This window comes from Bradyrhizobium oligotrophicum (assembly GCF_051168495.1).
GTDB lineage: Bacteria > Pseudomonadota > Alphaproteobacteria > Rhizobiales > Xanthobacteraceae > Bradyrhizobium > Bradyrhizobium oligotrophicum_A.
Window position 1 is genome coordinate 757,884 of sequence record NZ_JBNPVB010000001.1, and the last position, 14,600, is coordinate 772,483.

The 14,600-nt window shown below is 66.1% G+C and carries 12 protein-coding genes; 2 read left to right on the forward strand and 10 right to left on the reverse strand.

Annotation, left to right across the window (positions count from 1 at the left end; genetic code table 11):
- Window positions 1-325: 325 nt before the first annotated feature.
- The gene (locus tag ACQR1B_RS03270) at window positions 326-805 is read left to right on the forward strand and encodes a DUF4399 domain-containing protein (protein WP_434831264.1); all 480 of its coding nucleotides are present in this window, start codon (window positions 326-328) and stop codon (window positions 803-805) included.
- A gap of 78 nt (window positions 806-883) precedes the next feature.
- Here the strand turns inward: ACQR1B_RS03270 and ACQR1B_RS03275 are convergent, their stop codons facing one another.
- The 3 genes from ACQR1B_RS03275 to ACQR1B_RS03285 all read right to left on the reverse strand — a co-directional run bounded on the left by ACQR1B_RS03275 (window position 884) and on the right by ACQR1B_RS03285 (window position 6,816).
- Entirely contained in the window at window positions 884-3,673 is a 2,790-nt protein-coding gene (locus tag ACQR1B_RS03275; RefSeq protein ID WP_434831263.1) for a methyl-accepting chemotaxis protein, read from the reverse strand.
- Between the two features lie 215 nt (window positions 3,674-3,888).
- Window positions 3,889-5,145, reverse strand: a complete 1,257-nt coding sequence (locus tag ACQR1B_RS03280; RefSeq protein ID WP_434831262.1) for an aminopeptidase — start codon at window positions 5,143-5,145, stop codon at window positions 3,889-3,891.
- 1,275 nt (window positions 5,146-6,420) lie between these two features.
- Entirely contained in the window at window positions 6,421-6,816 is a 396-nt protein-coding gene (locus tag ACQR1B_RS03285; RefSeq protein WP_434831261.1) for a GFA family protein, read from the reverse strand.
- A gap of 219 nt (window positions 6,817-7,035) precedes the next feature.
- Here ACQR1B_RS03285 and ACQR1B_RS03290 point away from each other — a divergent pair, with 219 nt between their 5' ends.
- Window positions 7,036-7,602 carry a hypothetical protein gene (locus tag ACQR1B_RS03290; RefSeq protein WP_434831599.1) on the forward strand — a complete coding sequence of 189 codons (567 nt, stop codon included), beginning with the start codon at window positions 7,036-7,038 and terminating at the stop codon, window positions 7,600-7,602.
- Between the two features lie 80 nt (window positions 7,603-7,682).
- Here ACQR1B_RS03290 and ACQR1B_RS03295 read toward each other — a convergent pair whose 3' ends face one another.
- From ACQR1B_RS03295 to ACQR1B_RS03325, 7 genes are all read right to left on the reverse strand, one after another.
- Window positions 7,683-8,273 (reverse strand): VOC family protein, encoded by a 591-nt coding sequence (locus tag ACQR1B_RS03295; protein WP_434831260.1) that lies wholly within the window; start codon window positions 8,271-8,273, stop codon window positions 7,683-7,685.
- A gap of 373 nt (window positions 8,274-8,646) precedes the next feature.
- On the reverse strand, window positions 8,647-9,363 hold the full coding sequence (locus tag ACQR1B_RS03300) for an SDR family oxidoreductase (protein WP_434831259.1): 717 nt from the start codon (window positions 9,361-9,363) through the stop codon (window positions 8,647-8,649).
- On the reverse strand, window positions 9,360-10,220 hold the full coding sequence (locus ACQR1B_RS03305; protein ID WP_434831258.1) for an ATP-binding cassette domain-containing protein: 861 nt from the start codon (window positions 10,218-10,220) through the stop codon (window positions 9,360-9,362). Before ACQR1B_RS03305 ends, ACQR1B_RS03300 begins: the two co-directional genes overlap by 4 nt.
- Window positions 10,217-11,092, reverse strand: a complete 876-nt coding sequence (locus ACQR1B_RS03310) for an ABC transporter ATP-binding protein (protein WP_434831257.1) — start codon at window positions 11,090-11,092, stop codon at window positions 10,217-10,219. The genes ACQR1B_RS03305 and ACQR1B_RS03310 overlap by 4 nt, the downstream gene beginning before the upstream one ends.
- Window positions 11,089-11,979, reverse strand: coding sequence for an ABC transporter permease (locus ACQR1B_RS03315; protein ID WP_434831256.1), 891 nt, complete (start codon window positions 11,977-11,979; stop codon window positions 11,089-11,091). Before ACQR1B_RS03315 ends, ACQR1B_RS03310 begins: the two co-directional genes overlap by 4 nt.
- Before the next feature lie 5 nt (window positions 11,980-11,984).
- Complete coding sequence (locus tag ACQR1B_RS03320) at window positions 11,985-12,992, reverse strand: ABC transporter permease (protein WP_434831255.1); 1,008 nt, start codon at window positions 12,990-12,992, stop codon at window positions 11,985-11,987.
- Between the two features lie 16 nt (window positions 12,993-13,008).
- The gene (locus tag ACQR1B_RS03325) at window positions 13,009-14,550 is read right to left on the reverse strand and encodes an ABC transporter substrate-binding protein (protein ID WP_434831254.1); all 1,542 of its coding nucleotides are present in this window, start codon (window positions 14,548-14,550) and stop codon (window positions 13,009-13,011) included.
- Window positions 14,551-14,600: the final 50 nt, after the last annotated feature.

The following is a 14,600-nucleotide window of genomic DNA, read 5'->3' on the forward strand; positions in this document are numbered from 1 at the left end:
ACCTCAAATGCATGTGACTGAAATGACCGGACGGACGCCGGCGCGGGCCTGCGACCATAGCGGGTTGCACCTAATGGCTGCTTGCCGCGATCATTAAGATGTGAGCCATTGGCCGCGACCCGCGGTCGCATCACACCCACGCAAGCGCTATAAACTTCACGCCAGCGCCGCATTTTGTTCGCGGCCTCGCCAAACCTCCCGATTTACTGTTTGGCCGCACTGCAAGATGCGGGACGTGCCTCCTCCGGTTGCCTGCCGCATTTGTGCAACGTGCCGTCACCTTTAGAGATTTGCCGCCTTCGCCAGAGAATAAGGATTTCCCGAGATGCGCCGACTGAGCCTCGCCATCGTCCTCACGCTGTCCGCCGCCACCCTTGCTGCGACCACCCTTGCCACGACCACCCTCGTCAGGGCCGGAGAGACGCCCGCCCCCGACAACGCCAAGGCCTACTTCATCAACCTCAAGGACGGCGACACGGTCTCCTCGCCGGTCCTGATCCGCTTCGGCCTGTCCGGCATGGGCGTCGCGCCGTCCGGCACCGAGGCCCCGAACACCGGCCATCATCATCTGCTGATCGACGCGCCGGCGCTCACAGGCGATGCGCTCAACGAGGCGATCCCGGTGGATGCCGAGCATGTCCATTTCGGCAAGGGCCAGACCGAAGCCTCCGTCAACCTCACCCCCGGAAAGCACACGCTGCAGCTCGTGCTCGGCGATTGGAGCCACATTCCACACAACAAGCCGGTGATGTCGGAGCGGATCAGCATCACGGTCGAGCCGACGACCCAGGCCAAATCGCCATGATCCCGGCGCGGCGCAGCTCGCGATCCGGCTTGCTGCGCCACCGCCTCCCCCTTCTGCGAGTGCACATCCCGCGCTCATCTATGTCTTGAGCGCGAGCCGCAGTCCGCCCCAATGGCGGTCCTTGATCGTGATCGGCACATCGATCTCCTTCAGCGGCACGCTGACCCCGCCGCCCATATCGCGCTCGTAGCGCTGCACGAGATGTCCATGGAGCGTGCGCGCCGCCGCCATGCCGGCGCGATCCTTGTAGAAGCGGCGGTTGCGGCAATTGGCGACGTTCCAGATTCTTTCGCCTGGCCGCTGCGTCTGCGAGACACTGCGGTTGTGCGTCGGGATATAGGCGTTCCTGTCGATCGCGACGCAGAATACGGCGTTCGGATTGGCGGCAAGCACCGCCTCCTGGAGCGGCGCCAGGATGCGATCGCAGATGGCGGTGAATGGCGCCTCGAACTGCTCGGGATCGGTTCCTGCAATGCGGCGGTAGTTGAAGTCGAACCATGTCGCGATCGTGCTCTCGCCTGAATCGATCGACTGCTCGATTGCGGCCATGATCCTCCCGGCCACCGTCAGCGCCGCGTCGACCTGGGCCTGATCGGCGCCGTCGATCGCGGCCAGGAACGCAGCGATCCGTTCGTTCTGCGCCTGGCCGAGATCGCGAAAGCTCACATGGACGTCGCGATTGCCGATCGCCACGATGTCGCCCTCGACCCCGCCGAAGGATGCGCACTCCACCTTGACCTGCTGCTGCTCGGCGATGCCGACGATGTCCATCGCGGCGCGAAAGCGCAGGCCGCCTGCGGACAGATCGAGCACCGTACCGTCGATATGTCCTCCACGGCCGTGCAGGCGCGCGGATACGCTGACAGGCCGCCGCTGGTCGGACGAGCGGCGATCGCCGACGCTCGATCTCCGCAACGAGACCATGAGATTGGCGCGCAGCTCCGAGACGCGGCTGTTGGTACCGGTCACGAGCTCGGACACGGTCTGGGTCTGCTGTTCGATCTCCGACGAGCGGCCGGAGATGCGGGTGACGTTCTCTGCAACCATGGCGACGCCCGCCGAGGCCTCGGTGAGGCTGCGCGCCACCTCGCGCAAGGTCGCCTCCTGCTGCTCGGCGGCTGCGGCCATCGCGGCGCTGGCGCCGTCGATGCTGCCGATCGCCGCACTGATCTTGCTGATGACGACGGTCGAGTCCGAGGTCGCGGTCGAGATGCGCTCGATGCGCTGGGCGATGTCGTCGGCGGCGTCGGAGGTCTTGCGCGCCAGCGCCTTCACTTCATGTGCGACGATGGCAAAGCCGGCGCCGGCGTCGCCGGCGCGCGCCGCTTCGATGGTGGCGTTGAGCGCCAGCAGATTGGTCTGTGCGGCGACCTCGGCGATGGTGTTGACGACCGAGGAGATCTGCTCGGCGGCGTCACTCAAGGCGGCTACGGTCGAGCCGGCCTGCTGCGCTTCCCGCGCGGCCCGGCTCGCCAGTTCCGCGGTCTCGGCCGCGCGCTGCGCAATCTCACGTCCCGTCGCCGACAGCTCTTCCGCCGACCCCGACACTGTCGTGACGTTGCTGCTGGCGCGGGCCGACGCGTCGGCCACCGTGCCGGCCTCGCTTGCAATCGTCTTCGCCTCCGAGACGGCCTGCGCGCTGCGCGTCGAGGCGTCGCTGCTGATGGCCATGACCTCGGCGACGGCGCAATCGAGGTCGGTCTCGAGCAGCTCCCACATGTCGGCGAACATCTTGCGGCGCTCGCGCTCGGCTTCCTCCTTCACAATGGCCTGCTCCTCGGTGAGCCGGCGGTTCTCCAGCAGCTTGCCGTGGAATACCCCGAGTGCGCGCGAGATCTGGCCGACCTCGTCGCGACGCTTCACCGGCTCGAGGCGAACGTCGAGATCGTTCTGTGCCAGCCGCTCCATCGCTCGGGCCATCTGCAGCAGCGGCGAGGCGAGCCAGCGTCCGAACGCGAAGGCCGCTGCGGCCGTGATCAGCACGGTGATGCAGATCGACCAGAACACGGTGTCCTTCACGCTCGCGAGTTCTGCCTTGACGACGCCGAGTCGCTGATCGGCTGCGGACCGGATCGCCTGCAGCGTCGGACTGATGCCTTCAATGTGCCGCGCCAGCTCGGCCTGCTCGCCCAGCAGCCTGGTCTGTCCGCCCATGTAGGAGAGGAAGCTCGTGCGATAGACGTCCATCAGCATGACGATCTCGGCCTTGACCGGCTCGGGCAGATCAGACTTGGCGAGTTCTGCGCCGAACTCGGTGACGCGCTGGCGCAGCTCCTCGCCATATTTCGGGTCGCCGCGCAGCATGAAATCCTTTTCGTGGCGGCGCATCATCAGCATCAGCACCGCCAGCCGCGGCTGGTCGTATTTCTTCAGCTGCGTTTCGATCGAGCGAACCGCACCGCGCAGCTTTCCTTGCAGCCCGTCATTCTCGTTGAAGCCGATGACCTTCTGGGCCGCGACGACAGCGGCGAAGCGCGTTGCGTAGCCGGTGATCGCCTCGCGCGACGACGCAGCCTGCCGTGCGGTCTCGTCGCCGGGTGTCGCCGCGAGGATGTCGTCGACGCGATCGAGCCGCGAGGTGATCGACTTCACCAGTCCGTCATGCGCGGCGACCTTGTCGTTCGACGGCTTCTGCAGGAATTCCGTCGCAGCGCCGCGCGCCTGCAGCAGGCCTTCCCATACCCCGCCGCTCAAGGCGGCCAGCATGGCCACGCGATCCGCCGTCTGCTGGCTGCGCCGTTCGATCGAAAGTCCTGTCAAATAGAGGCAGCCGATGACGGCGACGCCGGCAACACCCAGGCAAAGAATTTGGCCCTTGAGCCCAAATCGAATCCGGCCCTGCGCCGGGCTCGTGGTCGCGGCACCCATCACTCTTCCCTATGAGTCAACGAAGTAGCAGCCGCGAGTTTTATGGGTGCTACTTAACGGCGACCTAATTGGCGCGAGCAATATTCCAAAAATCAACCGTCGGATGCAGTAGTCCTACGGGCTTTGCAATGATCCGGCCGCAACAAACAACTCTAAGCACGGTCTCGTGCAGTCGGCGGCCGCATCACGCGATGGGCCGCCGGCATACGCATCGATCAGGCCCACTCGCCCTTGCGGAAGACCGGCACGCGGCGGCCGTCGGTATGAACGCCGTCGATGTCTGTCTCGGCGGCACCGATCATCCAGTCGATATGGATCAGGCTCTGGTTGCCGCCTTGGGCTGCGATCTGCTGCGGCGACAGCGAGGTGCCGTTGACGAAGCATTTCGAGTAGCACTGGCCGAGCGCGATGTGCGAGGCGGCGTTCTCGTCGAACAGCGTGTTGTAGAACAACAGGCCGCTCTTGGAGATCGGCGAGGAGTGCGGCACCAGCGCGACCTCGCCGAGCCGACGGGCGCCCTCGTCGGTGTCCAGCACCTTGTTGAGCACCTCCTCGCCCTTCGAGGCCCTGGCCTCGACGATGCGGCCTTCTTCGAACCTGACCTGGATGTCGTCGATCAGCGTGCCCTGATAGGACAGCGGCTTGGAGCTTCTGACGTGACCCGAGACGCGGCGGCAGTGCGGCGTCGTGAACACCTCCTCGGTCGGGATGTTGGCGTTGCAGACGATGCCGTTCTTCGCGGTCGAAGCGCCGCCCTCCCATTCATGACCATCGGCCAGGCCGATCGTCAGGTCCATGCCGGGGCCGGTGTAGTGCAGCGCGCTGAAGCGTTGGCCGTTGAGCCACTCGGTGCGCTCGCGCAGCACAGCGTTGTGACGCTCCCAGGCCGACACCGCATCCTCGCGGTCGACACGCGACGCCGCGAAGATCGCATCCGCGAGCTTCGCCACCGCGACCTCCTCAGGGACATCGGGGAAGACCAGCCTGGCCCAGGCCGCGCTCGGATAGGCGATGATGTTCCAATTGGTCTCGAAATTGGTGATCTTCTCCAGTGCCGGCTGGTAGGCCTTGGAATTGGCCTTGCTCGCGCGCGCGACCTTGGCCGGATCCTGGCCCGACAGCAACATCGGATTGTCGCCGACGATGGCGAGCCGTGCGGTGTTCTCCGAGAACGCCTTGGCCATGCCCTGGTAGAGCCAGTCGGCGGCGCGATCGAAGCTGTTGTCATGACCAAAGCGATAACGCGCCAGGGTCAGCTCCTCGTCGGAGAAGAACGAGGTCACGATCCCCGCGCCGGCCTTGTAGGCATGCTCCGCGACCTTGCGCACCAGCGGCAGCGCCACCGACGGCGCGGTCAGCAGCAGATCCTGCCCCGGCTGCAATTGCAGCCCGATCTTTACCGCCACTTCGGCGAGGCGGTCGAGCTTCACGGGATCGATGGCGGCGTCGATGTTGCGCGGATGTGCGGTCATCAGGGGTGTCCAGTTCCGTTGCTTTGCGGTGCTCAAGAGATAGGCCAATCGAGGAGGCGGTCAATGGTGAAGGGGCGGCGGCATTGCATCGAGCCTCCGCCGTCATCGCCCGCGCGGAGTATCTTCCGACAGATGTTCTGGAGGGGTTCGGAGACATGCTGACACATCAGAATGAACTTTTTGGGTCCGCATCCATCGCTTGCGAGGACTACGCCGTGAAGCCAGCGCCACCCTCCCCTGGAGGGCAGGGCCATCGCATATGAAGCTGAGGAACTGTCCCGGCGGGCAATTCTGCCGATGAGTTACTCCGTCATGCCCGGGCTCCGTCCCGGGCATCCACGTCGTTCTCAGCGAGCCGGACGACGTGGATGGCCGGGACGAGCCGGGCCATGACGACGTGGAGACAGACGAGAACAAAACCGCGATCGTCATATGCGATAGCCCTGCCTGGAGGGGGAGGGTGGCCTCACGAGGAGCGAAGCGACACGTGAGGCGGGGTGGGGTGATCTCTCCTCGAGCACTGGCGCCCGTGGAGAGATCACCCCACCCCGCTCGCCCGCGGCGCGGCCGTTTGATCCACCCCCTCCAGGAGAGGGTGGGCAGCGAGTTCGTAGCAACATCATCATCAACAATCTCAAGCCGCATATGCGGATGTGCATCTGCATTCTCGCGACGCCCCTGGCGCCCGAGTGATGCATCGATCTCACCCTCTCGAAGCGAGGGTGCAGGGAAGGCCGGACCTCGACTGAGGCCCGTGGCCCGCCTGCGAAAAGAATGCAGGCGGCAGGTACCACAGGTCCAGCCGGACGACCCGGCCCTCCCTGCGCGATAGTGTTACGGTGTCCTTCGTGCTCTCCTTGGGGACCGGGCTTTCTTGCCCCCATCACCTGCGGGACGCTCGCGCATCCGCAGCAGGCTTGACCTCGGCATCGGGAGGCCGGGACCACACGACTTGACCGTGCGAGCCGGAGTTGTTCGTCGGCGCGATTGCTCACGCTGCAAGCCGGCCCGCCCATCACATCCCGCACTCCACGCTTCGTGACGACCGCGCAGCGCCCCTCGTCGATGAGGCGGGATGCGCCTAGACAATCACATTTTCCGGAAAAACGAAAGCAGAATCTTGCGAGGCCGCGGGCCGGACCGGGCTACCCGGTTGACGCCGCGTTCGAAATTCGCGTTGTGACGCGTGCCGAATACGGGCGATTGGCGTGCCGTGAGGCGGACGATTCCTGAACGCTTCGACACTGAGTCGCCCGACGAGGCGAATGCTCCTGATCAGTCTTCGACGCGCAGCCCGTCGCCTTGAACGTACCAATCGGCGCGCGAGGCCCAATGCACATGGCGGTCCGGTGCCGTGCCGAGCGGCTGGTCGAAGCTGCCGGCCGGAATGATCGCCTCGCGGCCGCTGCGCGTCAAATGCGGCATCGGGCTGCCGCAGCGAGAGCAGAAGGCGGTGGTGAAGCTGCGCGCTTGCGGCAGGTCGAAGCGCGTCACGGAGACCTCGCCCTGCAGCCAGCGCAGCGCCGCAGCCTTCACGATCACCGCACAGGAATGCGCCGTGCCGCTCGCCTTGCGACAGCGTGAGCAATGACAGTTGAGGAATTTGTCGAACGGACCGTCGACTTCGAACACCACCTTACCGCACAGACAGCTTCCACGGACGATCGTCATGTCATTTTCCTGATGTCGTTTCCTATCAGCCCGTCGCGCCCTGTCCGGCGCGTCATTCCCTCGCGACGAGTCAAACGAATATGTCGATTTGGAACCGCCTCAGCGGGCAGCGCCGTCCCGCTATTGCATGGCTCCAGGGCGATTCGGTCACGTTGAGGACATGTTTGGACGTTGATTGGCGCGCGGCAGGGGGATTCACAGCGTACAGGAGTCCTCCGTATGTATCGCGTTGTTGTTGTTATCGTCGCATTGCTCGCTCTCTCCGTTCAGGCACAGGCCCGTCCTCGTCATCATCATCATCATCATCACTATTCGTATCGTCACCACTCCGTCATGAATGCAATGGCCTCGATCCCGGGTGAGGGGCGTGTCGTCGGTGGCCGCCCGTCTGGGTGCCCGCATGCCTTCTGCGGCTGCGAGGCGTCGCTCTATACCTTCGGCCGGGTCATTCCCGAGCTGAATCTCGCATCCAACTGGCGTCGTTTTCCGCGTGCCGCTCCCGCACCGGGCATGGCGGCGGTTCGCTCCGGCCACGTCATGATCCTGCAGCAGCAGGTGGGCAACAACGTCTGGTATGTTCATGACGGCAATTCCGGCGGCCACGTCACCCGCGAGCATCCGCGTTCGATCGCCGGCTACACCATCGTCAACCCGAACGGCGGTTCGTCCATGTTCGGCGCGGCGTCCGGCATGACCCGGCAGGCCCGCGCACCGGCGTTCCAGCGCATGGCCCGCAACGCGCGCTCATCGGACTGGATGACCGGCGCAACGCCGATGTTCAACTAAGTCGGGTCTCCCTCTCCTCGTCACGACGAGGAGAGGGAGCAGGCTCGCCGCAATCGACGTGGTCGTCGGAGTGCCGTGCCCTATTTCTGCGGCTCTGTCGTCGACCACAGCAAGGTCGTCGCGTTCTTCTCGTAGGCCATGCCCTTGGGGTAGCTGATCAGCTCCATCTGCAGGTCCCACGGCGTCAGGAAATACAGGATCGACTGGCCGCCCGCCGGGCCTTCATTGATCGGAATCGGGCCCTGCATCGTGCGCACGCCCTTGGACTTCAGATAGGCGGCGGCCTTGTCGATGTCGTCGACATACAGCGCGATGTGGTGGCCGCCGACATCGCTGTTCTTCGGCTGCGTCTTGGCCTGGTCCGGCGCCTCGTACTGGAACAGCTCGATGTTCGAGCCATAGCCGCAGCGGACCATGCTGATCTCGTGGATGACCGCGCGCGGATGCACGTTGACGACATCCTGCATGAACGTGCCCTTGTCGTCCGAGAACGGCCCGAACGACATCGCCTGCTTGCAGCCGATCACGTCGGTGAAGAAGGCGATCGCGGCCTTCACGTCAGGCACGGTGATCCCGGTGTGGTCATGGCCGCGCAGGCCGGGGATGGAGTCGGCGGAAGCGAGGGCGGTGGAGAGCGCGAGGGCGGCGAGGGTCGAGCTGATTAGTTTCATTGAAGGCATCATCAAACTCCTAAAGCTACTAGCGGCGAGACGACGACGGAGCGGCGATGACCACCCTCCCCTGGAGGGGGAGGGTCGCCTCGCATGAGCGAAGCGAATCTGAGGCGGGGTAGGGTGGGCCGCGCGCAACAGGTCGCGCCGATAGATCACCCACCTCATCGCGTATGACGACCGGAGTTTTGCTCCCCCGCGCCTCCAAGTCGTCATGGCCGGGCTTGTCCCGGCCATCCACGTCGCACGGCATCCTGGGGACGACGTGGATGCCCGGGACAAGCCCGGGCATGACGGAGAAACGCATCGGCAGGGGTTGCGCATCGCGACAGCCCGCAATCTCGGCAGCCGGACCTTTGAAGCACCACGCGCTTCACCCCGACGCCAACTGCTTCTCCACGGCCTTGTGATCGTGCGCCAACCCTGCCGCGAGACCCTTGGCCATGTCGCCGACATAGATGTCCTCCTCGCCGGCCTCGTAGCCGTCGAGGATCTCCTTGGCGGCGTCGGATGGCGTCATCTTCGGAATCGGCAGACCGGCCGTCATCCGCGTATCGACGGCACCGGGCAGGGCGCCGGCGATGCGCACGCCCTTCGGCGTGAGCTCGCCGCGCAGGCCCTGCGTAAGGCTGAGCGCGGCGGCCTTGGAGGCGCAATAGGAGCCCATCAGCGGCAGGTTCACCCGCGCCAGGATGGTGAGGATGTTGAGCACCGCGCCCTGGTTCTTGATCAGGACAGGCGCGAAGGCGCGCGTCAGCCGCAGCGGCGCGATGTAGTTGATCTCGATCTCCTCCTTGGCGATGGCGAGATCCGGCGCCGCCAGCAGCGCGGTGTTGTGGTTGATTCCGGCGTTGTTGATCAGCAGGGTCGCGTCCGACGCCAGCGCGGCGGCCGCCGCTGCGTCGGCATCGCTGGTGACATCCAGCTTCAGCGGCACGACCTTGTCGGACGCCGCCATACCCGAGATGTCGCGCGCGGCGGCGTAGATCTTGGCCGCACCGCGGGCGAGCAGCTCGGCGATCAGCGCCTTGGCAATCGCACCGGTGGCGCCGGTGATGACGACGACGGAGTCCTTGATCGATGCACTCATGCGGCGGATCCCTGCTGCTGCGGTTGCTGACGGGACGGGGTGTCGTCGAGCCAGCCCGGCTCGACATCGGGCAGTGGAATGGCGGCCAGGAGCTGGCGCGTATAGGCGTGTTGCGGATGGGAGAAGATGCGGCCGACCGGGCCGTGCTCGACCACCTCGCCGCCCCGGAGGATCGCGACCTCGTCGCAGAGCACGCGGATCACCGAGAGGTCATGGCTGATGAAGACCACCGTGAGGCCGAGCTTCGCGCGCAGCTCCTTCAGCAGCATCAGGATATGCGCCTGGGTCGAGACATCGAGGCCGGAGACGATCTCGTCGGCGACGATGAAGTCGGGCTGCAACGCCAGCGCCCGCGCGATGCCGGCGCGCTGGCGCTGGCCGCCGGACAGCTCGTGCGGATAACGGTCGACGAACGACGTCGGCAGGCCGACGAGATCGAGCAGCGCGGCAGCCTTGTCGCGCCGATCGCGCCGTCCGTTGAGGCGGCCATAGACCTGGAGCTGGCGCGTCAGCGTCACCGAGAGCGGCAGGCGCGGATTGAGCGAGGATTGCGGATCCTGGAAGATCATCTGGATGCGCGCACGCAGCGGACGCAGCGCTGCCTCCGACAGATGGCTGATCTCGACGCCGTCGAACTGGATGCCGCCGGAGGTCGGCTCCAGCAGCCGCACCAGCAGCCGGCCGAGCGTGGTCTTGCCCGAGCCGGACTCGCCGACGAGGCCGAGCACCGCGCCGCGCGGCACGGCGAGATCGACCGATTTGATCACGTCGCGCATCACGGGCTTGCCGAACAGCGACGTCGCGCGCGCCGGATAGGCGAAGCCGAGCTGGCCGGTGCGGAGCAGGATCTCGCTCATGCCGGCCTCCCGGCCGCGAGCTGATCGAGCCTGCGCGCCTCGGCCCACAGGCCTTCGATCAGCGCCGGCGGCACCGGCTTCAGGCTGTCAGCGGGACGGTCGGCGCGCGGGGTCGCCGCGAGCAGCGCCCGGGTATAGGCATGATGCGGCTTCACCAGCACGTCGGCCGTGAGCCCTTCCTCGAGCACGCGGCCGGCATGCAGCACGGTCATGCTGCGGCAAATCTTGGCGACGACGCCGAGATCATGGGTGACGAACAGGATCGCGGCGCCATGGCGCTGGCGCATCCGCTCGACGAGCTGCAGCACCTGGCGCTGCACGGTGACGTCGAGCGCGGTGGTGGGCTCGTCGGCGATCACGAGCGACGGATCGCAGGCAAAGGCCATCGCGATCAGCACGCGCTGGCGCATGCCGCCGGACAGCTCGTGCGGATAGAGGTTGAGCACGCGGGCGGGATCGCGGATCGCGACCTCGGTCAGCAGCTCAATGGCGCGGTCGCGCGCCGCCGCCTTCGACAGCTTCAGATGCAGTTGCAGCACGGCCGCCATCTGCGCGCCGATGCGACGGACCGGATTGAGCGAGGTCATCGGATCCTGCGGGATCAGCGCGATGCGGCGACCCAGCAGGTCGCGGCGCTGCTTGTCCGGCATCGCCAGCAGATCGCGGCCCTCGAAGCTTACGCGGCCTGCCGAGATCGTTGCCTTTGATGGCAACAGCCCGAAGATGGTGCGGCCGACCATCGACTTGCCGGCGCCGGATTCGCCGACCAGGCCGCGCACCTCGCCGGCCTCGACGCGCAGGCTGACGCCGCGCAGCACATTCGCGGCGCCGATCGCGACGTGGAGATTGTCGATCTCGAGGATGGCGATCATCGGCGCTGCACCCGATCGAGCGCGGCGCGCAGGCCGTCGCCGAACATGTTGAAGCCGATGACGCTGACGATGACGGCGCCAATCGGCAGCGCCATGATCCAGGGGGCCTGATAGACGATCTGCCGCCCTTCGGTGATCATGCCGCCCCAGCTCGCGGTGTCGCCGGTGACGGAGATGCCGACGAAGGATAGAATGACCTCGACCAGGATCGCGATGCCCATCTCGACCGCGAGCAGGGTGACGATCAGCGGGATGAGATTGGGCAGGATCTCCAGCCGCAGCGCCTGCGCCCGGGTCAGGCCGAGCACGCGCGCGGCGGCCGCATAGTCGCGCGCGAGCTGCGCCTGCGTCTCGGCTCGGGTGATGCGGGCGAAGCGGGTCCAGTCGACCACCACGATCGCGGCGATCACGGACGTGAGGCCGGCGCCGATGACGGCGGCGAGCACGATCGACAGGAGCACCGGCGGGAAGGCCATCCAGACATCGATCAGCCGCGACACCAGCTGGTCGATCCAGCCGCCGAACGCGCCGGCGATCAGGCCGAGCGCGATGCCGATGATCGCGGCAAGCGCCGAGGCGACCAGCGCCACGGCGACGGCGGTGCGCGCGGAATACATCAGCCTGGAGAGCACGCAGCGGCCGAGGCTGTCGGTGCCCAGCGGGAACGCCGCCTCGCCGCCGCGCATGAATGCCGGGGGCAGCTGCGCCGACATCAGGTCCTGCTCGGCCGGATCATGCGGGGCGATGAGCGGCGCGAACAGTGCGATCAGAAACAACATTGCGACGATGGCGCCGCCGATCCACAGCCGCGCGCCGCCACGCGCGAGCGCGCTGCGCCAGCGCGAGGGCGTTGCCGTGATGGGACCGGAGAGGATGAGATCAGCCATTGCATTTATCCATGACGCAGCCTCGGATCGAGCAGCGCCACCAAGAGATCGACGGCGAGGTTGAGGGCGATGAACAGCACGGCGAAGGTCAGGATCAGCCCCTGGATCAGCGGGAAGTCGCGGTTGATGACGGCATCGATCGCCATGTTGCCGATGCCCTCATAGGAAAAGATGCGTTCGACCAGCACGGTGCCGCCGAGCAGCAAGGTGACCTGCACACCGGAGAGCGCCACCGTCGGGATCAGCGCGTTGGGAAACACCTCGCGCTGCAGGATCGTGGTGCGCGAGAAGCCGCGGGTGCGGGCGATCTGCGCGTAGTCCTGGTCCTCGGCCTCGGCGAGCTGCGCCTTGAGCAGGCGCGCGACCAGTGCGGCGAAGGGCAGCGCCAGCGCTAGCGATGGCAGCAGCATGTGGCGCAGCAGGTCGGCGGCGACGTCGAAGCGCAGGGTGAGCAGGCTCTCGATCAAATAGAAGTGGGTGCGGAAGGCGACGGCGAGCTGCGGATCGAGCCGTCCGGAGATCGGCAACAACGGCAGCAGCACGCCGAAGCCGAGCAGCAGGATCAGCGCCCAGAGGAAATCCGGAATGGCGAGGAAGACGCCATTTGCCGTGTCGAGCAGCCATTCGATGCGGGTGCCGCGCAGCAGGCTGCCGACCAGCGCGACGGCGACGCCCATCAGCAGCGCCATGATGACGGAGAGTGCGGCAAGCTCGAGCGTCGCCGGCAGCCGCGCGCCGACCAGCTCGAACACCTGCTGGCGCAGGCTGATCGAGCGGCCGAAATCTCCGACAGCGACCTGGCCGAGCCAGGTGATGAATTGCGACAGCAGCGGCTGGTCGAGGCCATAGAGCCCACGCAGCCGGGCGATGTCCGCCGGCGACGCGCCGGGCGGGATCATCATCGCAATGGGATCGCCGGGCACCACGCGCAGCAGCACGAACACGATGGCGCCGACGCCGAGCAAAGTCGGCGGGATCAGAGCGAGGCGCTTGAGAATGGCGCTCCAGCGCATCGCCGTGTGCTCCGTCTCAGCCTTGCGTGACGAGCTGCGGCAGGATCATGCCGTTGGCCTGCGGCACCACCTTCAGGCCCTTCTTGTGCACGATCGGCTGAACATATTGCAGCAGCGGAATCACCTCGCCTTCCCCAGCGATATATTTGTCGACCGCCCTCCAGCCGGCGATGCGCTTGGCCTCGTCCTTTTCGCCCCAGAGAGGTCCGATGCGCTCGATCAGGTCCTTGCCCTTCCAGGCCGAATGCGGCGACGGGCCGAACATCGCGAAGCCGGTCGACGTGGTGGGATCGCCGATCGCGTTGCCCCAATTGTAGAATGCGGCCGGCGCCAGCGCGTGGCGCGCGCGCAGCTCGAAATGCTGGGCGATCTCGTAGACCTCGATATTGGCCTCGATGCCGACCTTGCGCCACATGCCGGCGATGGCCTGCACCATCTCGTAGTCCTTCGGCTTGAAGCCGCGCGTCGTCTGGATCGTGAACTTGACCGGCTTCGTCGTCGAGTAGCCGCTCTTGGCGAGCAGGCTCTTGGCGAGCTCCGGATCATAGGCTGTCTTGATCGAGGGATCGAAGGCGGCGTAGCCCGGCGCCTCCAGCGTGTCGATCGGCACGCCATAGCCGCGCAAGAGCTTCTCGACGATCGCCTTCTTGTCGATCGCATGGTTGGCGGCGAGCCTGACGTTGCGGTCGAGCATCGGGTCGATGTCGGTCAGGAAGATCATGCCGATGTCGGAGATCGGCTGGGTCAGGCCGGCGAGGTTCGGCTTGCCCTTGAGGCGGTCGAACTCCTCATAGGGAATCTCGAAGGTGATGTCGGAGCCGCCGGACTCGATCTCGGCGACGCGGCTGGTCGGATCGGTGACGAACTTGAACACCACGGTCTCGAACGCCGGCTTCGGCCCCCAATAGCCGGGATGCGCCTTCAGCCGCAGGAACGCGTTGCGCTCGAACGCATCGACCTTGTACGGGCCCGAACCGATCGGCGCCTTCTCGAAACCTTCGGCGCCGACCTTCTCGTAGTAGGCCTTCGGCAGCACGTATCCGGTCAGGAACGCCATCCATTTGAACAGCACCGGCTCGAACTCGACGACGTCGGCCGTGATGGTCTGGCCGTCGATCTTGAAGTTGTTGATCTTTGACCAGACGAACTGGATCGGGTTGCCGCCCTTCGGATCGGCGGCGCGCGTCAGCGACCACACCACGTCCTCCGGCGTCACCTTGGAGCCGTCGTGCCAGGTCGCATCAGAGCGCAGCTCCATCGTGATCTTGGTGCGGTCCTCGTTCCAGCCCCACTTGGTCAAGAGGCCCGGCGTGAACGAGAGATCGGCGGCCTGGCCGATATAGGGATCGAAGATCGCCTGGTAGATCGACTGGATCGTCGGATTGACCGCGGATACGCCGACGGTCGGATCGAACGACGGCAGGTTGACGTTGTAGGCGATCGTCAAGGTGCCCGCGGCCGCGCGGGCCGATGTCATCGGCAGGCCGGTGGCTAGCGGGAGAGCAGCCGCGCCCGCGAGCTGCAACATCGTACGGCGGGAGATCTGATGGTCACGCATGGTGATGCAACTCCGGATGAGCTCGAGGGAATGGCGCCCCTGCAGGCGCC

Coding starts and splice junctions, on each gene's coding strand:
- ACQR1B_RS03280 (WP_434831262.1), bottom strand. CDS start 5,145: ATGACCGCACATCCGCGCAACATCGACGCCGCCATCGATCCCGTGAAG.
- ACQR1B_RS03320 (WP_434831255.1), bottom strand. CDS start 12,992: ATGCGCTGGAGCGCCATTCTCAAGCGCCTCGCTCTGATCCCGCCGACT.
- ACQR1B_RS03290 (WP_434831599.1), top strand. CDS start 7,036: ATGTATCGCGTTGTTGTTGTTATCGTCGCATTGCTCGCTCTCTCCGTT.
- ACQR1B_RS03295 (WP_434831260.1), bottom strand. CDS start 8,273: ATGAAACTAATCAGCTCGACCCTCGCCGCCCTCGCGCTCTCCACCGCC.
- ACQR1B_RS03305 (WP_434831258.1), bottom strand. CDS start 10,220: ATGAGCGAGATCCTGCTCCGCACCGGCCAGCTCGGCTTCGCCTATCCG.
- ACQR1B_RS03310 (WP_434831257.1), bottom strand. CDS start 11,092: ATGATCGCCATCCTCGAGATCGACAATCTCCACGTCGCGATCGGCGCC.
- ACQR1B_RS03325 (WP_434831254.1), bottom strand. CDS start 14,550: ATGCGTGACCATCAGATCTCCCGCCGTACGATGTTGCAGCTCGCGGGC.
- ACQR1B_RS03275 (WP_434831263.1), bottom strand. CDS start 3,673: ATGGGTGCCGCGACCACGAGCCCGGCGCAGGGCCGGATTCGATTTGGG.
- ACQR1B_RS03285 (WP_434831261.1), bottom strand. CDS start 6,816: ATGACGATCGTCCGTGGAAGCTGTCTGTGCGGTAAGGTGGTGTTCGAA.
- ACQR1B_RS03270 (WP_434831264.1), top strand. CDS start 326: ATGCGCCGACTGAGCCTCGCCATCGTCCTCACGCTGTCCGCCGCCACC.
- ACQR1B_RS03315 (WP_434831256.1), bottom strand. CDS start 11,979: ATGGCTGATCTCATCCTCTCCGGTCCCATCACGGCAACGCCCTCGCGC.
- ACQR1B_RS03300 (WP_434831259.1), bottom strand. CDS start 9,363: ATGAGTGCATCGATCAAGGACTCCGTCGTCGTCATCACCGGCGCCACC.